The organism is Paraburkholderia sacchari, from assembly GCF_000785435.2.
In the GTDB taxonomy this organism is placed as follows: domain Bacteria; phylum Pseudomonadota; class Gammaproteobacteria; order Burkholderiales; family Burkholderiaceae; genus Paraburkholderia; species Paraburkholderia sacchari.
In genome coordinates this window covers 61,752-80,034 of the sequence record NZ_JTDB02000012.1, presented here as the reverse complement: position 1 = coordinate 80,034, position 18,283 = coordinate 61,752, and the positions used below count along the sequence as shown (strand labels likewise).

Sequence of the window (18,283 nt, the reverse complement as noted above, 5' to 3'; positions counted from 1 at the left end):
GCAACGCGGTGCGGCGGTGGATTTTCCCTGAATCCCAATACCCGTATCGATAAGCGTGCCATGGCGCAAATAGTCGGTAACAATCCTTATTGCAGTGCAGCAAAATGATGCCTACACTGATCAAATCCGCCGACAAGTGGAACGTTACCGAAAGGAGGGCGTGCCAACATGACGTCCGAAATGCCAACACTGATCTCATCCCCAAAGCTGCACGTCTTCGAGCAGGAAGGCGGCTGGCACTGGGGCATCACCATTCCGAGGGCCGGTGGCAGCGGTTTCAAGGTCATCGCATACAGCGAGACCACGTTCATGCACGAAACCGAAGCCTGGCGCGATGGCAATCGCGCCCTTGGCGATCTTCGCGAGGGTTCGCTCGCCGTTCTCACTTCGTAAAAAGAGGTGCCGACCCGCGAGACTCCTCGCCCTCGCCTTCCCTCGCCTTCATTTACCGATGCAGCGGCCACGCTGAAATTCGGCCCCCGCTGAACAAACTTTCTGGTCTACTCGACCTTCTGTCTTGCAAGTCATGCAACCGGAAAGGTCTGACGATGATCACGTACCTCGAGACCGAGACGCGGCGCAAGCGTTACGCCATGCATCGCCTGAGCCTGGCGATGAAGCGTCTGATTCAGATCGATGCCGATGCCAGCCCCGAGCGCGTTATGGCGACACGCTGGGTGGTTGCGTGGGGCGCCGCCGTGGGCGAGCGGCGTTTTGCGGGGCTACCGCATGGCGGAGTTCATCGCGCAGTTCATCGCACGGTCACAGGCCCTGCGCCATCGTCGCCAGCCCGGCAATAACACCCACCAGTCCGATGATGCGCGCCACGCGGACATGACACGGCGCGATGCGCTCGGCGGCGATAATCGCGGTGATAACGATCATCGCGCGTGGATCCATCACACCGGCCACGAGCAGCACCGCCATCCAGTTGCCGCAGCAGAGTCCGCACTGTAGGCCGAGGCGTAGTCCACGGCGCAGCGCTGCACTTGCGCTGGCGGGCGTGACCGATGCGCATCGATGCGCTGCGCTGCAGCAGGCAAGCCGCCACGCTTTCCATGACGTGAACTGAAGCAGGCTCGCGAGCACGACGAGCGCGCCTGCACTGGCCGGCGCGGCGTGAGCGAGCGCCGGCACGCGTATCGCGATGGCGGCCAGTGCGCTGCCCAACGGGAATACCGCGAAGCCGGCCAGCATCCAGAACATGAAGTAGCCCGCACCGATCCAGATAGTTAGCAATCCAGATTTAAAAGAAGGCAGGTCGCTCCACATCCCGCGCTCGCGCAGCACCATCGGCACGAGCACGGGCAGCATCATCGCGGGCATCATTACCGCCCACATGGAGGCAAACGACGCGGCGGCCTGCCACCACGTTTGCCCGCACATCGGCGTCCAGATGGCCGAAAGCATCCAGCGGCCCGCCATCGGCGTGCCGCTCATCGCCGCCATGTACGCGTAGCGCCGCAGCGTCGCGGCCGCGCTCGCCGCGAACAGCAGCACCGCCGCGCCGATCAACATGCCATTCGACGCCGTGCGGCGGGACACTGCGGGCACGCGCGTCATGTCGACGATGTTCATGGCCAACTCCGCGGTTTCAGAGACGGGCGTACTCGTCGTGCCGCTTCCACCAGATGCCCGCTTCGTTGCGCCCGGCGGGCGCGCGGTCGAGCCACTGGTACATGCTCCACAAGCCGTCGAGGCCGCGCGCGTAGGTCGAGTACGTGTGGTAGACCACGCCGTCTTCCAAAACGAACGCGCTCATGCCGGGGCGGTCGCGCGTATAGCTGGCGGCGTCGGTGCCGCAACTCGCCGCGAATTGCGCGACTGGCGCGGGCGGCGGGTCCATGTCCATCGCGTGGCCGCTGCGCACGTAGTTGTATTCGATGCTGCCTTCGCGTTGCTGCTCGGCCGTGAACGAGACGTTGAAGTCGAAGTTGAAATCGTTGCCGCGCGACGAGGCCCACGGAAACGTCCAGCCCATGCGCTGCCGGTAGGCCAGCAGCTTCGCGAGCGGCGCGCGCGAGACCGCCATCAGAGTTACGTCGTGATTCGCGAGATGGGCGACGCTGCCGGCGAAGCCATCGGCGAGCGCCGAGCATGACGGGCAGCCCGCCGCGTAGTCGGGGCCGAACATGAAGTGATAGACGAGCAGTTGCGAGCGCCCCGCGAAAAGGTCAGGCAGCGTGGCCTGGCCCTGTTCGGTCTCGAACGAATAGGTCTTGTCCACGCGCACCCACGGCAGCGCCTGGCGCTGACGTGCGAGCGCATCGCTGCGCCGGGTGAGTTCCTTTTCGGCTTCGAGCAGCTCGAGCCTTGCCGCGAGCCATTGCTCGCGCGTTGCAGTCGTGTGCGTTGTCATGGTTGCCTCCTGTGTGGGTCTGCCTGGGTCCGCCTCAGTGGATCAAAACCGCCTGAATGCCGTGGTAGATTAGGTCCGGCCTTGGTACAGGAGGGAGTGACAAGTGTGTCGGGATTCCGATGAGCATGGACTCGCTAATCACGGCGGCGGCGCACGCGCTCGCCGCCGGTGACCCGCTCGGCGCGCTCAATCGCGTCGCGTTGCGCGACGATCCGCCCGCGCTTGCGCTGCGCGGCATCGCCATGGCGCAGCTCGGCGATCTGGGGCGCGCGAAAGCGCTGCTGCGCCGCGCGGCGCGCGCGTTCGGCGCGAGGGAGGCGGTGGCCCGCGCGCGCTGCGTCGTCGCGCAAGCGGAAATCGCGCTCGCTTCGCGCGATCTCGGCTGGCCCGTGGCTACGCTCGATGCGGCGCGCCACACGCTCGAAGCGCAAGGCGACCGCCTGAACGCCGCCCATGCGCGCTATCTGGAGATTCGCCGGCTGTTGCTGATCGGCCGGCTCGACGACGCAGATAGCCTGCTCGCCGACATCGATCCCGCGCCGTTGCCGCCCGCGTTGCGCGCGGCGCACGCGCTGATCGCAGCAGGCATCGCGATGCGGCGCATCCAGACCCAGGCGGCGCGCAAGGCGCTGGCCGCCGCCGCACAGGCGGCACGGATCGCGCGCATCGCGCCGCTGCTCGCCGAGGTCGAGAGCGCGGCGCAACTGCTCGAAGCGCCCGCTGCGCGTCTCGTTACGCAAGGCGAGGCGCGTGCGCTGCTGCTCGAAGAAGTAGAAGCGTTGCTGGCGTCGCCGGCGCTGGTGGTCGACGCGTGCCGTTACGTCGTGCGCCAGGGCGCGGCGCTGGTGCCGCTCGCGCGGCGGCCCGTGCTGTTCGTGCTGGCGCGCGCTTTGGCCGAAGCGTGGCCCGGCGACGTGCCGCGCGACGTGCTCATCGCGCGCGCTTTTCGCATGAAACACGCGGATGAAACGCACCGCGCGCGTCTGCGCGTCGAGATCGGGCGGCTGCGGGGCTTGCTCAAAGGCGTGGCCGACATCGACGCCACCCAGCAAGGTTTCGCGCTCGCACCCAGGCATGCCCGAGAGGTGGTCGTGCTGGCGCGGCCCGTCGAGGAGCAGCACGCTGCCGTGCTGGCCTTGCTCGCGGATGGCGAGTCGTGGTCGAGCTCGGCGCTCGCGCTTGCGCTGGGCGCGAGCCAGCGCACCGTGCAGCGCGCGCTCGACGCGCTGGCGGCGGGGCGCAAGGTGCAGGCGTTCGGCCAGGGGCGCGCGCGCCGCTGGACGATGCCGCCCGCGCCCGGATTCGCGACCAGCTTGTTACTCCCCGCGCCGCTGCCAGGGGACTAGGATGAGGGCATGAACCCACAGGAGAAAACGATGAAGCGCGCCAATGCCACCATCATTCGCGAATACGGCCCTTTTCCCGGCGTCGAGAAGGTGAACGGCGTCACGTGGGACGGCGCTCAGGTCTGGTTCGCGACGGGCGAGCGGCTCTCGGCCCTCGATCCGCATAGCGGCGAGACGCTGCGCTCGCTTGACGTGGCGGCGCACGCGGGCACGGCCTTCGACGGCCAGCATCTGTATCAGATCGCCGAGGCGCGGATCCAGAAGATCGATCCGCAGACGGGCCGCGTGCTCGCGACACTGCCTGCGCCGGGCAAGGGCGGCGATTCGGGGCTCGCATGGGCCGACGGCACGCTCTGGGTGGGCGAGTACCGCGAGCGCAAGATTCACCAGATCGACCCGCAAACCGGCGAGATCCTGCGGACGATCGAAGCGAACCGCTTCGTCACGGGCGTGACGTGGGTGGACGGCGAGCTATGGCATGCTACCTGGGAAGGCGATGAGAGCGACTTGCGGCACATCGACCCGAACACGGGCAAGGTGCTCGAGCGCCTGGACATGCCGCTTGGGATAGGGATTTCCGGGCTGGAGTCGGACGGCGGCGAGCAGTTCTTCTGCGGCGGCGGCAACAGCGGCAAAATCCGCGCGGTGCGCCGGCCCAGGCGCGATGCGGCCCAACTTGAGGACGATGAAGCGGCTGCTTGAGCGAATGCCTGAGCGAATGCCTGAGCGAATGCCTGAGCGAATGCCTGAGCGAATGCCTGAGCGGCGTTTCCAACGGCGTTTATGCAGGGCTATTTTTCCTGACGTCTTTTCCAGTCCGCATAGAGGTCCGGGTTCGACTCCAGTCGCACCGGATCGTGTCTGATCTTGATCGTTTGTTCTGCGAACGGTTTGGCCAGATCGGCATAAACCGCTGCGGTCGACAAGCCATACGGCGCGGCGTCCTCATTGGAATAGGCGAAATGCACTTCGCCAACGCCGGCCATGCGTATTGCCGCGAGGCACATCGGGCACGGATGGCCGCTCGCGTACACGGTGCAGCCCGCGAGATCCGGCGAGCCGAGTTTCTGGCTGGCCGCGCGAATCGCGTTCATTTCCGCGTGCGAGGTGGGGTCGTTCGTGCGCAGAATTTCGTTCACGCCGCTCGCGAGAACCTCGCCCTCTTTCACGATAACCGCGCCGAAGGGGCGGCCGCCTTTTTCGGCGTTGGCGTGCGCGAGTTCGATGGCTTCGCGTAGAAAGCGCTCTGCTGGGGTCATGGCAGTCCCTCCTTGGTGCGCGCGGTCATGCCGCCGTGTGAATTTCGTCGGCCTCGGCGAACACCGTCTGTCCGCTTCCCTGCGACTTCGCGCGATACATGGCGCCATCGGCGGCTCGCATCAACGTGCGAGCGGTGAGCGGAGCGTGTGATGACGCAGCGGCCTCTTGTGTCAGCATGCACACGCCGATGCTGCCGGAAACGGCCACAGAATGTCCGGCGACGGTGCGCAAGCCGCTCAGGACCGCGTGAATGCGCGTGGCAATGCTCAATGCATTGGCCTTGCCGGGGATATGGTGCGCCAACACCACGAATTCGTCGCCGCCGAGGCGGGCGAGCGTGTCGCCGCGGCGCACGCAACTCGACAGCGCGGCCGCAAAGCTGCGTAGCAGTTCGTCGCCAACCGCATGGCCGTGTGCGTCGTTGACTTCCTTGAAACCATCGAGGTCGATGAGCAGCAGCGCGGCCTGGCTCGCTTCGGGCCCGCGCAGGGCGAGGGTCCGGCCGATCGCCTGCTCGAGCTGCACACGATTGCTCAGCCCCGTGAGCGGGTCGGTTGCGGCCTGCTTTTCGAGCCGGCGCACCAGCACCGCCAGATAGATCGAAGCGGCGGCAAGGCTGAGCGCGACGCCTAGGCCGGCCATGAAGTTCGCGTGCCACCACGGCTGCCAATGCATCAAGCCCGCGATGCCGGTCAGGGCGACCGCGCACGAGAGTCCGAGCATGCGCTGGCCATAACGGCAGCCCGCGCCGACCAGAAACCAGAACATGACCCAGAGCAGCGGTAGCGCGGCCTGGCCGCCCACTGCGAGCAGCGCGATCAGGAGCGTCTGATCGGCGATCGTGGTGAGGGTCAATCGCTGGGGCGAGCGTCCGGGCGCAACCGTGGCGGCAATGTACGTGACGCCGCCGTAGGCCACGTAAAGCGCGACCAGCGCCGCCGTTTCATAGATGTGTCTCGTGCGATAAACCAGGGCTGCGGCCAGATAGGCCAAAAAAACGAGGCTGCCCAGCGACACGCGCAGGACGGCCTGCTCCTTTTCTGGGTTCTGCTGGAATGCGCCCAGAAAACCCTGTCCGGGCCAAGAATGAGAATACGCCACGCCCATGCCACCTTCCCCCGCTCGAATCCTGGTTTTATCGTCCGGCAGTTTAACTCGCACACGTGGCTTGTTGGCATTGCAACCGATTCTGTTCGGCTTGATTGCGAGCGCTGTAAAAAAATACTGCGTGAACCGCGTAATTGGTCAAGCGTGCCTGGGCGTGTGCCCGCCATCTCTCAGCGACTGGACATCGTCGTATTCACGCGAAATGTCCTTGTTAGTGTAATCGCCCATACGCCACGCGGCCATGAGACTCACCACGCCGCACACGAAAATATAAGCGGCGATCGCATAGCCTGTGTGGTAGTAAGCAAAAAGCGCGGTGGCAATCAACGGCGCGGGGCCACCAGCAATCACGGAAGCCAGTTGATACCCGAGCGAGGCGCCGCTATATCGCAGCCGCCCCGTGAACGATTCGGCGATCAACGCCGCCTGCGGGCCGTAAAGCATGGAATGCGGCACCAGCGAAAGCACAATGGCCGCGAAAATCAGCACCGGATTCCGGGTGTCGACCATCGCGAAGAAAATGAACCCGAATATGCCGGCGCATGCGGCGCCAATCATGTACATGCGCTTGCGTCCAATCAGATCGGACACGTGCCCAAAGAGCGGAATGGTGAAGAATTCCAGCACGGCGGCGGCCAGCACGGCCGAGAGCATGAGGTCGCGCGAGGCGCCGAGCGTCTTCACGCCATAGGCGAAAACGAACGCCGTGAAAATATAGAACGGCGCCTGCTCGGCCATGCGCGCGAATGCCGAAAGCAGGATATCTTTCGGCTGGCGGCGGATCACTTCCGTCATCGGCGTCTTCTCGATCTTGTGTTCGGCGAGCAGTTTCGCAAAGATCGGCGTTTCAAGAATGCTCAATCGGATATAGAGGCCGATGGCGACCAGCACGATGCTCAGGAAGAACGGCACGCGCCATCCCCACGTGAGGAAGTTGCTGCCGGAGATCTGGCTCATCGCAAGCACCACCAGATTGGCGATGAAGAGCCCCGCCGGCACGCCGAATTGCGGCCACGACGCAACGAAGCCGCGGTGCTCGTTGGTGCGCGCCCATTCCATCGACATCAGCACCGAACCGCCCCATTCGCCGCCCACGCCCACGCCTTGAATGAAGCGCAGCACGGTGAGAATCACGGCGCCCCAGATGCCGATCGATGCATAGGTGGGAACGAAAGCCACGGCGAAGGTGGCGAGCCCCATCAGCAGCAGCGTGACGATGAGCGTGGCCTTGCGGCCGACGCGATCGCCGTAGTGGCCGAATATGGCTGCGCCCACTGGCCGCGCGACGAACCCCACCGCGTAGATCAGAAACGCCTGCAACGTACCGACGAGCGGATCCGACTCCGGAAAATAGAGCTTCGCGAAAACGAGGCCCGTGACAATGCTGTAGAGGAAGAAGTCGTACCATTCGATCGTCGTGCCGATCGTGCTGGCGATCACGGCACGGCGCAATTGACGGTGGGCTTCCTGTTCGGTCAGGAGCAGCGCTCCCGGTTTTGCGTCACTCATTTCGCACCCCAAAGGAATAAGGGTGATAGGGTCTGGTGACTCATGGCGCGCGCGACGGCCTGATCGGCACCCATGTACGCGACGCGCGAAATGCTACGTGGTCCGGGTCGCCAGAGTGATTCCACAATAATGTATCACGTTGTGACGTATTGCGGATTCCATTAAATGGCGCAAGAAACGCTCCCGGACCATGGGATAGAGGCCGTATTCAGGGTAAATCCGCATGCGGATGAATTAACCCTCGTCGCCCACCTTGAACACCGCCACCAGCTGATCGAGTTCCGCCGCCTGCTGCTTCAAGCTCTCCGCCGCCGCGGCGCTTTCCTCCACCAGCGCCGCGTTTTGCTGCGTCACCTGATCGAGCAACTGTACCGCGTCGCCGATCTGCCCGATGCCTGCGCTCTGTTCGAGGCTGGCCGAGGTGATCTCGCTCATCATGGTGCTCACGCTCTGCACTTGCGAGACCACGTCGTCCATGACCTTGCCGGCGTCGGCAACGAGGCGCGAACCGGCATCCACGGTCCCGGCGCTATGTTCGATCAGCGCCTTGATTTCCTTGGCCGCCTGCGCGCTGCGCTGCGCGAGATTGCGCACCTCGGAAGCCACCACGGCGAAGCCACGGCCTTGCTCGCCGGCGCGCGCGGCCTCCACCGCTGCGTTGAGCGCGAGAATGTTGGTTTGGAACGCGATGCTGTCGATTACCACGATGATCTCGGAGATCTTGCGCGACGCGTCGCTGATCTGCTCCATCGTGCTCACCACCTGGCCGACCACCTCGCCGCCCTCGGCGGCGGCCGACGAAGCGCGGCTCGCCATCTGCGCGGCGGTGTGCGCCGTGTCGGAGTTGTTCTTCACGGCGGCTGTGATCTGCTCCATCGACGCGGCCGTGCGTTCGAGATTGCTGGCCTGTTCCTCGGTGCGTTGGCTCAGGTCCGCATTGCCCGTGGCGATCTGCGTGGAGCCGATCGCAATCGACGTCGACGAGGCGCGCACCCGGCGCACGAGCGTGTTCATCGACGCGACGAAGCGGTTGAACGCATCGGCGAGCTGGCCGATTTCGTCGCTGCTTTCGACCTTCATATGGCGGGTGAGGTCACCCTGGCCGCTGGCGATTTCCGCGAGCAGCGTAGCCGCGCGGCGCACCGGTGCGGCGATGGCGCGGCCCACCAGCAGGATCACCGCGAGCGCGCCGGCCAGGCCCACCACGGCGGCGATGACGGTCGCCATGCGGATCGCGCGCTCGAACGGCCCAAGCATTTCCGCTTGCGGCACTTCGACCACCACGTAGGCATTGAGCTGCGGAACGAACGAGGTGGCGATGTAGCGCGTGCCGCCCGGCGCCGGGTAGGTCATGAAGGTGTAACGTTTGCCGGCCAGCAGCGTGGAGCTTGCGTTCGCGGGCATGCCGGGCAGGTCCTTGAGGAAGTGCTTGCCGTCGACCAGCGCGGTGTCGCGATGGATCATGATCGAGCCGTCCGGATGCACGAGATACGCAAATCCGGTCTCGCCGAGCTTGTAGTTCGCGACGTCCGCGGCCAGCGCATCGACGGAGAGCCCCATGGCCGCGACGCCGGTCGGCCCTGTCGTGCCGCTCGTGCCGTTTGTGCCATTCATGCCTTCCACGCGGGCATTAATGAACATCATGTAGCCGCCGAGGCTCACGTCGCGATCCATGCTCACTTCGTAGGGCTTGCCCGTGGCGAGGAAACTCTGGAGCCACTGATCGTGCTCGCCCAGCTTGCGCTGCAGTCCGGCTTCGGTGAAATAGTTGCCGCTCTTCGTGGACGCCCATTGCACGCTCACGGCCTTTTGCACGGTTTTCACGTTCTGCGCGAGGTGCATCCACATGGCGGTGCCGGCCTCGGGTTCGCCATCGGCTTCCCATTGCTGAAGAAACGGATCGGTTGCCATGGCACGCGCGGCGGTGATCGGCCCGGCGAGCTGGCGCTCGATATCGGCGCGAATGCCTTTCACAGCCGTGGGCAACTCGTCCTGCACGACACGCTCGCGCACGGTGTCGCCAATCAGCCAGATGCTCAGCCCGCTTGAAATGCCGATGAAAATCAGCAAGCAGGTGGTCATGCTCAGAATCAGCTTGTTCTGAATGGAAAGCTTTCGCCAGATGGACATTAGGGGGCTCTCGACGACGTTGAACGTGGTTTCGTAAAACGTTATCGGTTGCCGGAGCGAGAACTTAAGTGGCGTACAGATATAGGCAGTATGCGGCGCGTTGTAGTTCGACATGTGGTCTCGGCATAGGGTATCGAAGCCGATTATTGTTAATTTTTAGTTGATAATCGATGGGAGTGAAATGCCCGCCCGTGGCGATCAGCAGGCATACTGCGACATCCGATTGGATTAACCATCGACATCTGAACGAGCATGAGCGAGACGCAAGCCATCACCCAGGACCAGCAGGGCCCGAAGGACCATTGGATCGAAACGCAAAAAGGCCGGCTGTTCGCACGCAGTTGGGGGCCAGATGTCCCGCAAGGCGCCGCGAGTGCAATGAGCGAAGCGGCGGCGCGCCGTGCGCCGATTATTCTGCTGCACGACTCGCTGGGCTGCGTCGCGCTGTGGGGCGCATTTCCACAAACGCTTGCGCGCGCAACCAACCGGTGCGTGATTGCGTACGACCGCGCCGGCTTTGGCGCTTCCGGTGCGCGCACGGACCGGCTAACCGCGTCGTTCGTGCGCGACGAGGCACGGCACGATGTGCCGGCGCTGTGCAACCAGTTAGGGATTGATCGCTTCGTTGCGTTCGGCCACAGCGTGGGCGGCGGCATGGCGATCGAATGTGCCGCGCAGCACCCGCAGCGTTGCGCGGCGCTTGTGACCGAGGCGGCGCAGACCTTCGCGGAAGACCGCACGCTGGCGGGCATCCGCGCGGCGCGAGAGCAGTTTCGCGATCCCGCGCAGTTCGCCCGGCTTGCGCGCTACCACGGCGAGAAGACGCAATGGGTGCTCGATGCGTGGATCGAAACGTGGCTCTCGCCCGAATTCGCCGACTGGTCGCTCGATACGGTGCTGCCGCGCGTCCAGTGCGCCACGCTCGCGATTCACGGTAGCCTGGACGAGTACGGCACGCGGGTGCATCCCGAGACGATCGCGGCGCGCGTGAGCGGCCCGGCCCGCGCGGCGATCATGGACGGCGTGCGCCATGTCCCTCACCGCGAGCAGGAAGCGCAGGTGGCGGCGATGGTGGCCGAATTTCTGCAGGGCATCGCGGGCTGACCCGAGCGCGCAGTACGGAGGCCGCCGGGACGTCGCCGGGACGTGATTCGAGCCACTGAAATTTTTTCGAAAATTTACGGGGAGGGGCTTCAAAAATCGGCAATGAGCCGATACAATCGCGTTCCTCTTGCTCAGGTGGCGAAATTGGTAGACGCACTATCTTGAGGGGGTAGCGCCGAAAGGCATGCGGGTTCGAGTCCCGCTCTGAGCACCAGAATCTGTTCCGGCATCTTCCGCCGGAATCCTGAAACCCGCGCTGGCGTTAGGCCGCGCGGGTTTTTTGTTTCTAGGGTGGTCTGGGTTTGAACATGGACAGCCGGTGATATCTGGTGGTATTTTTGGTGGTATACGCCTTTCTTTGTACCATTGCGGTCGGGAGATACCACCATGGCGCTCACCGATACCCAAGTCAAGCATGCCCGCTACAACCCAGAGGGCACGGGCAACCGTCTATCTGACGGCGGTCGGATGTACCTTCAGATCGACAAGTCCGGCGCAAAATATTGGCGGATGAACTATCGGTTCGCAGGCAAGGACAAGACGCTGGCGCTCGGCGTATATCCAGATGTCTCACTTGCGGCAGCCCGCAAGAAGCGAGACGAGGCCCGCGAGAAGCTTGCTGGCGGCGTCGATCCTGTAGCTGCAAAAAGGTTGGAAAAGCGCGCCACGCGTCGTTCGGCGATCAATACTTTCGAAGCTGTTGCGCTTGCATGGATGGAGGAGCGTCGCACATACGTTGAACCGGCGCAGCACGACAAGACGCTGGCTCGTTTTAAGAGCGACGCGTTCCCATGGCTCGGCAAGCGCCCCATATCGGAAATCGACGCGCCGGAGATTCTCAATGTGCTCAAACGCGTGGATAGTCGTGGAGCGCGCTACACAGCACATCGCCTTCGCGGCGAAATTAGCCGTGTGTTCCGCTACGGCATCAAGGAGGGTTTCTGCAAATCCGATCCCGCACGCGACCTCGTTGGGGCCATTCCTCCGGCGCAAACGACCCATTTCGCGGCGATTACCGATCCGACGAAGGTTGGGGAGATGCTGCGAGCGTTCGATGGTTTTAGCGGAACATTTCCTGTGCTATGCGCACTGAAACTGGCTCCTATGCTATTCGTACGGCCGGGCGAACTGCGTAAGGCGGAATGGTCTCAATTCGACCTCGATCGTGCGGAATGGCGGTACGTAGCGACGAAGACTGACACGGCCCATTTGGTTCCCCTGGCGGCGCAAGCCGTCGCGATTCTTCGTGAACTCCATGCACTGACTGGGCGGGGCCGATACGTATTTCCTGGTGCACGCTCGAGCCGTCGTCCCATGAGCGATGCGACAATCAACGCGGCGCTGCGCAGGCTCGGCTATGACACGCGTACCGAAATTACCGGCCACGGTTTCCGGGCGATGGCGCGCACGATCCTGCATGAAGAGTTGGAGCACAAACCTGAGGTCATTGAACACCAGCTCGCTCATGCTGTTCCAGACAATCTTGGCACCGCATATAACCGGACGAAATTCATCCGCGTGCGACGCATCATGATGCAAGAATGGGCTGACTATCTGGATAGGCTAAAGTCAGGCGGCGAAGCCATTGTTAATGATGCGCTGGCGCGGTAAATGGCAAAAATGAAACCAATTGCTTTTGGCGTAGCGACCGCAAATACATTTTTTCGCCAAGAGTCAACGCCACAACGAGATGGCGTGGTGCAACCGGAAGGCGTGCATTGCATGGGCGTTTTTCGCAGGTAATTGCGCTTGCTGCTCGCCAGTTACGCAATATGAACAGCGTAGCGAATCGTTCGAAGTCCTCTCCACACGACGTTCGAAGAAGGCCGGCATGCATGATGGTGGAATAGGTCAAACCTCGATTAGCAAAGCCTGATAGCCCGCGCGCACAAGAACCGACTTCACATGAGGACCTCACTGAGCCTTCCACCAAGGCCAGGGCAATGTCCATTCAACGGGCCGATAACGATGCAACCTATCTAACCGTCGGAACGCGGGTGCTGCTTGGCAAACGGGTGGCCGCCCAGATAAGGACCGAACTAGCTACATGTTCACCAGTTTGCCCCGTCTGAGCAGTAGCCTCGCCGTGTCCTCGCCAGTCAGCCTTGTGCCGATCTCCCAGTTTCTCGGCGCATAAAATTGGGTCGGACCCGTAAGAAAATAGAAGTCACTTTGAGCTTGCAGTGGGAAGTATTCGTCTATGGATTGACGTATTAGTGGCAGAATAGGTGTCGGGCGCGTACAAGACGCCGACGAGAGGGAGTATGGTATTCGATCGCCAGCAGTTGGAGACCTTCGCTGTTGTTGTAGAGCTGGGGCATTTCGGGCGAGCAGCTAGTGCGTTGAACATCACCCGCGGTGCGGTTTCTCAACGGATCAATGCACTGGAAGCTTCGCTGGGGACGCCGCTGCTAGTGCGAGAGGGGGCAGTGCCGACACCTCCGGGCGAGGCTCTCCTTCGACACATCCAGGTGCTACGAACTCTGGAGGCGGAGACATTTAAACAAATCAAGCCCGAAGCGAGCGAACGTACGCGAGTGGCCATCGCGGTCAATGCTGACTCCCTCGCGACGTGGTTCGAGAGCGTCGCCTGCGATATTGCGAAAGACGAGTTCGTGCTGGAACTCATTGTTGATGATCAAGACCATACGCTTCCCATATTGGCTCGGGGGGAGGCTATGGGCGGCGTGTCGACGGAAAACACAGCTCCGATCGGATTTGTTGCAGAACACATCGGGGCGATGGAATACGAGTGCGTCGCCAGTCCATCGTTTGCACAAGCGCACTTTGCCCACGGCCTTACTTTGCACAGCATCCTGGCCGTGCCCGCTGTTCTCTTCAATCGCAAAGATGGTTTGCACGGGCACTTTCTGGAGCGCTTGCTTGGATTTCCTGTGAGCGGCTATTCAACGCACTATTTTCCGTCGCCCGGCGCTTTGCTGGCTGCGATCCAGGCAGGGGTCGGTTACGGTCTCGTACCGTGTCTGCAGGCGAGACCGTTGACGGACTCTGGAGCACTGGTTGCCTTGGCTCCAAACCACAAAGTCTCCGTTGCGTTGTATTGGCATCATTGGACAACGGCGCCAGCGAATGCGCGAACAGTTAGCGAAAAGGTGATGTATCACGCTCGCCGTTGTTTGGTGCAAACGACTTCTGCGTTGCCCAGCGAGTGAGATGCACGGCCTTCACAGAGCGCCCATGTGCGCGCAACTCTTTCGGGCTGCGGTTTCCACGATGCCAAGTCACGGTGCAGTAGTGAACCGCTCCTGCAAATCCCAAGGCGATCGGAATCGCAAGACATAGTGCCGACGTTTCTGGCAGGGCGATCATACCTGTCCACCGCAGCAAATAGCAGGATAGGGCAACTGCGGATCCCGCCGCCATTGAAGCGTTTGCAGTCGTATCGGAAGCCCGTACCCGAAGCAATCGGAACACCAGTATCGGACTGATTGCCGCGAGGTAGACCATGCTCAGTTCAACCATCGTATCGACAAGACTCTGACCTCGTGACGCGACGAGAGCGCTCAGTCCGACCGTTAGCAGGCGCGCCCAGACGGAGCCTCGAATGAAGTTCGGCCCGACGGCAGCGAGTGCATCGATCATCGCGCGCAAGATCGCGCATCCAGCTCCGAGGGCCGCCGTAATCAACGTTGAAGTCACGATGCTTGAAGCAACGCCACTCGCAACGCTGTGCGCGAGCAGCATCGGTACAACCGTTGATGAATCGGTTGTATCGCTCAGATGCCAGAGCGACCGGGCTGCTATTACCGCCGACGCCGGAAGGAACCCCAAGATGAACACAAGGATAGCCGCTACCAGACAGCCAGTTCGAGCGGCAGTGGGGCTATCTGCGACCAGGACGAACTGCTGGTAGTCGGCGCCCCAGACCACCATAGCGACTACAGTGGCTACTGTAAATCCAATTCGGCCAAATGTATCTTGTGGTAGCGCGCGGATAAACAGGATTGGCGAGTGCAGCCATATGCCGAGCCCAGCCGTTTTTACTAGCGCGTGAGCGAGAAGCACGGCACTGGCAAGCATGCAGAATGCAAGCCCCGCAGAAAGCCACGGCAGTCGGACGAAGGAAAGAGCGATCAACCCAATGCACACGAGAGAAAGTGCGACTGCATCTGGTATGCCCACCATGGCGAGCACCGCCGATCCTCCACGGATCTGTGCGGCGAGGGCGCCGATCATCCAGATCAGAGAGAGCAGCGCGATACTGCGGCTGACGGACGAGCCATAGAAGCGGTCGAAACGATTCCAGATGGATGAGCCAGAGTGCCATAGGGCAGGTGCATACAGGCCCAGAAGAACCAGCCCTGTTGCCGTTGCAACTGCGTAGAGGCAACCCGCCATTCCTTCACGCAAGGCCAATTCGCCGGTACCCAGTAGAAACCCCATGCCGCAGCTCGCGGACACCAGCAGAGTCGCAACTTCTGCTGTGTTGAGTGTGCGCTCATGCATGGCGTGCTCCCCATCCGTCGACGCAGGCATGCTGCCCATGTAAATACGCATTGCTGATTCTTGCGCGCTTTGCGAACTCGGGAATCTGGACCAATAGTGCATGAGCACGGGGCAGGGCGTAATACGGAATATGCGGAAAGAGATGGTGGGTGACGTGGTAGCCGTTGTGATGTGGGTGGAGCAAAATCGACACCGGTCCGTGATCCGGAACCTCACGCGTGTATTCGAAGATGCCGCGCCGACTGAGCCCGTAGTGATCCGTCATCTCGCGAAATGTCGTAATGGCATGGAACGCAGTGCCTCGCGCGACAACCCAGAGCACCAGGAATAGCCATGCCACATGCGTTCCAACCAGTACGGCGAGCGCAGCCTCAAACCAGAACCACCAGAGAACGATCGTGAGCCATTGAACGAACGTGATTTGCCTATCGGTCAAGTGTCCGAGAAGCGAGCCTTTCCACGCAGGGTATGCTCGCAGCACGCGGACATATACCTGAAGCCAACTATCGCCCTGATTGACGGTGCAGCGGATTAAATCGGGATCTCGTTCGAGATCGCCGAGCCAGGCATGATGCCTCGCGTGTTGACGGCGATAGTGGGGCAAACTGTTGAGTAGTGGCGCAGCGAGTAGCAGCGTGCCGATCATGTCGTTGATGGGGCGCTGGGGGCTGAGATTTTGATGGCTGGCCTCGTGGAGCAGATTGCCTAGCGCTCGTTGACGATTGCCGATGACGACAATTGCGAGGGGGGCGATGAGCATGCCTATCCGGTACACTGCCCACACAATCAGGCCGACGACGATCCAGTCAAACGCGATATCCCGAAGGGACCGCCACGTGCTCGCTGGCGCAGCGACGAATTTCCCACGTATGGCTGAACGTACCGTTACTTGATCGGCAATGATTGACGCTGATGTTGTGATTGACATCGCGTTCTCCTTCCGATGACACGAATCCCCCGAGGGTTCGGACTCTGCGCTCCGTTCGTCAGTCAAGCAGAAGTAATGATCGGATCATAGGAGGGCCGCCGGAAAGCGAAAGGGGTGGTTAATATCGCTATCGAGCGGTCAGATTTTCTATACGCTAATCGCAGCAAGTGACCTGATGGCATAACGTAGCTAAGAAAGCATGGAGGGCAGACATTGGGTGAGCAAGACCTTCTCAAGTTATGCGCGTCGCTGGAGCCGATCATGGCACCGGCGGTGTACGTTTATTGTTCTTTTCCGGACTTCGTCTTGCCAGATGGGGTTCCGGTTTTTTGCACGATACGCGAGAGTGAAGGCTTGACAGCCATTGTTGAGCGTTCGGACGCTCGACGACTTCGTCTGGCGTACATCTACGACGCTCGTCTGATCACACTATCTGTTCACTCGAGTCTCAATGCCGTTGGCTTCATCAAGGTGATAAGCGGCAAACTCGCCGATGCCGGTATCCCTTGCAACGTCATCGCAGGCTACTACCACGATCACATTCTCGTGCCTGTCGACCGCGCAGACGAAGCGATGGATCGACTGCGAGAGATCGCTGCATCCGCGTCCTGATCTATGACCTCTCGTGCAGGTCAGTTCGACTACTACTCGAAGTCCGTTACTTTTTTTGTTCAGTCGATAGCATTTCTGCAATCGTAGGCTTTTACCTTGCTGATAAAACAATCGATCGATAGATTGAAGAAAACAATGGCGACCTCATCAGTAGTGCTGGAATAACTGGTCCGGTTGTGCGATCGATTGACGCTTCCACTACGATCAAGCATCCGGATGCTTTGATGCAGTGGAGGGAACATGTTCGAATCGACTGATGCTCCTGCAGAACATCGAGAACAAGGCCCGGATTCTTCGTTCGATGCCGAGTATTGGCGCCAATGTGCTGAAGCATCGCAGGCGTCAGTGCAGCGTCTGATGGTTCGCTTAAGATGCCGTGAAAAACGCATTCAGCATTTAGAGCGGGCCCTTGCGCGGACCGCAGTTATGCATCACATTTGGGCATTGCATCTGGAACGGAAGCTCGATCGGACGACTGCGATAGCTCCTATCGAAAAGTCTGTCGATGATTCGATATCCTCAATAGGTGACGGTGATGGTGTCGTCGTAAAGCTTCCGCATATGAACGCGACACTTGCGTCGCTCTTCGAGGTGATGTGGTCGCATTGGTCTCATTGGGACCCGGAGCATCCGCCCAAATCCTCAGTGGTTGCCCGTGCTATCGATGAGAGGCTCGGATGGAAGTGTCAAGCCAACGGTGAGGCATCCAGAAGTGCACAGACGATCGCAGCTGCTATGAGGCCGGACTCGATCAATGAGACGGATGGGCGGCATCACCAACGTATGCGATCGAATTGATATCTCGACCAGCGTCCGCGATCCGCTACCGCCACTTGTTCCAGCTACAAGGCAAGCACGGCTCCAAAATGATTGCCTGGAGATCTAAGAATTGCCTGGAGACCTAAGAATTGCCCCGTTTGGAGAGCGCTGTTGGTGCCGGAGCTGGAGAGCTGGTAGCAAAGGACCGGTCAATGGTGAAGCATCGCACAGTGCGTTGCCGTTCCGTGCTGCATTACCGTCGGATTTGTTCAATTGAAGTGCGAGATCGGCGCTGGCGAACACATCCCCCTGACGGGACATTCTGACGATAAGACGGAATTGCCCGTCAGACGCTCCCGCTGCTTGAATGGGACCTATGCATCAGATCATTCAGGCGGGACAAAAGGAGGTGGGCGATGTCGGTTCAACTACGCGCGGCTGGCGCGATATTGCGGCGCAGCCAGGTCGAACAAGAGGTTGGGCTCAAACGTTCGACCATCTACCAGCGGATGCACGAGGGAACATTCCCGCGCCCGATTCGTCTGGGCGAACGGGCGGTCGGCTGGCGCGCATCGGATATCGAGGATTTTCTCGAAGATCCTGCTGGATATCGCGTCCCTTGCCAGACGAACGAGGCTCGCGATGCCTGAACGTACGGCTCTCCGCACGATCGACGCCCGCCTCGACAACTGGGCGTGTGCA

General features: G+C 61.5%; 16 protein-coding genes and 1 tRNA gene. 9 read left to right on the top strand and 8 right to left on the bottom strand.

Annotation, left to right across the window (positions count from 1 at the left end; translation table 11 throughout):
- Positions 1 to 168 precede the first annotated feature (168 nt).
- A complete protein-coding gene (locus NH14_RS29135; RefSeq protein WP_237179803.1) occupies positions 169 to 393 on the top strand; it encodes a hypothetical protein in 225 nt (74 codons plus the stop codon).
- 369 nt (positions 394 to 762) lie between these two features.
- On the opposite strand, the gene NH14_RS29130 is transcribed toward NH14_RS29135, so the two are convergent.
- Together NH14_RS29130 and NH14_RS29125 are read right to left on the bottom strand one after the other, a co-directional pair.
- Positions 763 to 1,578 (bottom strand): DUF2182 domain-containing protein, encoded by an 816-nt coding sequence (locus tag NH14_RS29130; RefSeq protein WP_052148589.1) that lies wholly within the window; start codon positions 1,576 to 1,578, stop codon positions 763 to 765.
- A gap of 16 nt (positions 1,579 to 1,594) precedes the next feature.
- Positions 1,595 to 2,359 (bottom strand): DUF899 domain-containing protein, encoded by a 765-nt coding sequence (locus NH14_RS29125; RefSeq protein WP_035534355.1) that lies wholly within the window; start codon positions 2,357 to 2,359, stop codon positions 1,595 to 1,597.
- A 125-nt stretch (positions 2,360 to 2,484) separates the two neighbouring features.
- Between NH14_RS29125 and NH14_RS29120 the strand changes: the two genes are divergently transcribed.
- Together NH14_RS29120 and NH14_RS29115 are read left to right on the top strand one after the other, a co-directional pair.
- Complete coding sequence (locus NH14_RS29120) at positions 2,485 to 3,705, top strand: hypothetical protein (protein ID WP_035534377.1); 1,221 nt, start codon at positions 2,485 to 2,487, stop codon at positions 3,703 to 3,705.
- A 30-nt stretch (positions 3,706 to 3,735) separates the two neighbouring features.
- Complete coding sequence (locus tag NH14_RS29115; protein WP_035534354.1) at positions 3,736 to 4,407, top strand: Vgb family protein; 672 nt, start codon at positions 3,736 to 3,738, stop codon at positions 4,405 to 4,407.
- An 89-nt stretch (positions 4,408 to 4,496) separates the two neighbouring features.
- Here the strand turns inward: NH14_RS29115 and NH14_RS29110 are convergent, their stop codons facing one another.
- The 4 genes from NH14_RS29110 to NH14_RS29095 all read right to left on the bottom strand — a co-directional run bounded on the left by NH14_RS29110 (position 4,497) and on the right by NH14_RS29095 (position 9,711).
- Positions 4,497 to 4,964 carry a nucleoside deaminase gene (locus NH14_RS29110; protein WP_035534351.1) on the bottom strand — a complete coding sequence of 156 codons (468 nt, stop codon included), beginning with the start codon at positions 4,962 to 4,964 and terminating at the stop codon, positions 4,497 to 4,499.
- Between the two features lie 25 nt (positions 4,965 to 4,989).
- Positions 4,990 to 6,072 carry a GGDEF domain-containing protein gene (locus NH14_RS29105; protein ID WP_035534349.1) on the bottom strand — a complete coding sequence of 361 codons (1,083 nt, stop codon included), beginning with the start codon at positions 6,070 to 6,072 and terminating at the stop codon, positions 4,990 to 4,992.
- A gap of 138 nt (positions 6,073 to 6,210) precedes the next feature.
- Positions 6,211 to 7,581, bottom strand: coding sequence for an MFS transporter (locus NH14_RS29100; protein ID WP_035534376.1), 1,371 nt, complete (start codon positions 7,579 to 7,581; stop codon positions 6,211 to 6,213).
- Between the two features lie 234 nt (positions 7,582 to 7,815).
- Complete coding sequence (locus tag NH14_RS29095; RefSeq protein ID WP_035534374.1) at positions 7,816 to 9,711, bottom strand: methyl-accepting chemotaxis protein; 1,896 nt, start codon at positions 9,709 to 9,711, stop codon at positions 7,816 to 7,818.
- 252 nt (positions 9,712 to 9,963) lie between these two features.
- Between NH14_RS29095 and NH14_RS29090 the strand changes: the two genes are divergently transcribed.
- The 4 genes from NH14_RS29090 (at position 9,964) to NH14_RS29075 (ending at position 13,988) form a co-directional block, all read left to right on the top strand.
- Positions 9,964 to 10,815, top strand: a complete 852-nt coding sequence (locus tag NH14_RS29090; protein WP_052148588.1) for an alpha/beta fold hydrolase — start codon at positions 9,964 to 9,966, stop codon at positions 10,813 to 10,815.
- Positions 10,816 to 10,944: 129 nt separating this feature from the next.
- Positions 10,945 to 11,029, top strand: a tRNA-Leu gene (locus NH14_RS29085).
- A gap of 173 nt (positions 11,030 to 11,202) precedes the next feature.
- The gene (locus NH14_RS29080) at positions 11,203 to 12,426 is read left to right on the top strand and encodes a tyrosine-type recombinase/integrase (protein WP_035534347.1); all 1,224 of its coding nucleotides are present in this window, start codon (positions 11,203 to 11,205) and stop codon (positions 12,424 to 12,426) included.
- Between the two features lie 653 nt (positions 12,427 to 13,079).
- Positions 13,080 to 13,988 (top strand): HTH-type transcriptional regulator ArgP, encoded by a 909-nt coding sequence (locus tag NH14_RS29075; protein WP_084226000.1) that lies wholly within the window; start codon positions 13,080 to 13,082, stop codon positions 13,986 to 13,988.
- On the opposite strand, the gene NH14_RS29070 is transcribed toward NH14_RS29075, so the two are convergent.
- Together NH14_RS29070 and NH14_RS29065 are read right to left on the bottom strand one after the other, a co-directional pair.
- Positions 13,918 to 15,282, bottom strand: coding sequence for an SLC5/6 family protein (locus tag NH14_RS29070; RefSeq protein WP_152617354.1), 1,365 nt, complete (start codon positions 15,280 to 15,282; stop codon positions 13,918 to 13,920). The genes NH14_RS29075 and NH14_RS29070 overlap by 71 nt on opposite strands.
- Complete coding sequence (locus tag NH14_RS29065; protein WP_035534344.1) at positions 15,275 to 16,210, bottom strand: fatty acid desaturase family protein; 936 nt, start codon at positions 16,208 to 16,210, stop codon at positions 15,275 to 15,277. Before NH14_RS29065 ends, NH14_RS29070 begins: the two co-directional genes overlap by 8 nt.
- Before the next feature lie 213 nt (positions 16,211 to 16,423).
- Here NH14_RS29065 and NH14_RS29060 point away from each other — a divergent pair, with 213 nt between their 5' ends.
- Entirely contained in the window at positions 16,424 to 16,822 is a 399-nt protein-coding gene (locus tag NH14_RS29060; protein ID WP_035534342.1) for an ACT domain-containing protein, read from the top strand.
- 1,175 nt (positions 16,823 to 17,997) lie between these two features.
- Positions 17,998 to 18,231: a helix-turn-helix transcriptional regulator gene (locus tag NH14_RS29055; RefSeq protein WP_035534341.1), complete on the top strand. Its 234-nt coding sequence runs from the start codon at positions 17,998 to 18,000 to the stop codon at positions 18,229 to 18,231.
- The last annotated feature ends 52 nt before the right edge of the window (positions 18,232 to 18,283 follow it).

Bases quoted from the DNA above. Each gene is read 5' to 3' on its own strand.
- NH14_RS29120 (WP_035534377.1), top strand. From the start codon at position 2,485: ATGGACTCGCTAATCACGGCGGCGGCGCACGCGCTCGCCGCCGGTGAC.
- NH14_RS29080 (WP_035534347.1), top strand. From the start codon at position 11,203: ATGGCGCTCACCGATACCCAAGTCAAGCATGCCCGCTACAACCCAGAG.
- NH14_RS29135 (WP_237179803.1), top strand. From the start codon at position 169: ATGACGTCCGAAATGCCAACACTGATCTCATCCCCAAAGCTGCACGTC.
- NH14_RS29115 (WP_035534354.1), top strand. From the start codon at position 3,736: ATGAAGCGCGCCAATGCCACCATCATTCGCGAATACGGCCCTTTTCCC.
- NH14_RS29065 (WP_035534344.1), bottom strand. From the start codon at position 16,210: ATGTCAATCACAACATCAGCGTCAATCATTGCCGATCAAGTAACGGTA.
- NH14_RS29075 (WP_084226000.1), top strand. From the start codon at position 13,080: ATGGTATTCGATCGCCAGCAGTTGGAGACCTTCGCTGTTGTTGTAGAG.
- NH14_RS29100 (WP_035534376.1), bottom strand. From the start codon at position 7,581: ATGAGTGACGCAAAACCGGGAGCGCTGCTCCTGACCGAACAGGAAGCC.
- NH14_RS29055 (WP_035534341.1), top strand. From the start codon at position 17,998: ATGTCGGTTCAACTACGCGCGGCTGGCGCGATATTGCGGCGCAGCCAG.
- NH14_RS29105 (WP_035534349.1), bottom strand. From the start codon at position 6,072: ATGGGCGTGGCGTATTCTCATTCTTGGCCCGGACAGGGTTTTCTGGGC.
- NH14_RS29070 (WP_152617354.1), bottom strand. From the start codon at position 15,282: ATGCATGAGCGCACACTCAACACAGCAGAAGTTGCGACTCTGCTGGTG.
- NH14_RS29130 (WP_052148589.1), bottom strand. From the start codon at position 1,578: ATGAACATCGTCGACATGACGCGCGTGCCCGCAGTGTCCCGCCGCACG.
- NH14_RS29125 (WP_035534355.1), bottom strand. From the start codon at position 2,359: ATGACAACGCACACGACTGCAACGCGCGAGCAATGGCTCGCGGCAAGG.
- NH14_RS29110 (WP_035534351.1), bottom strand. From the start codon at position 4,964: ATGACCCCAGCAGAGCGCTTTCTACGCGAAGCCATCGAACTCGCGCAC.
- NH14_RS29090 (WP_052148588.1), top strand. From the start codon at position 9,964: ATGAGCGAGACGCAAGCCATCACCCAGGACCAGCAGGGCCCGAAGGAC.
- NH14_RS29095 (WP_035534374.1), bottom strand. From the start codon at position 9,711: ATGTCCATCTGGCGAAAGCTTTCCATTCAGAACAAGCTGATTCTGAGC.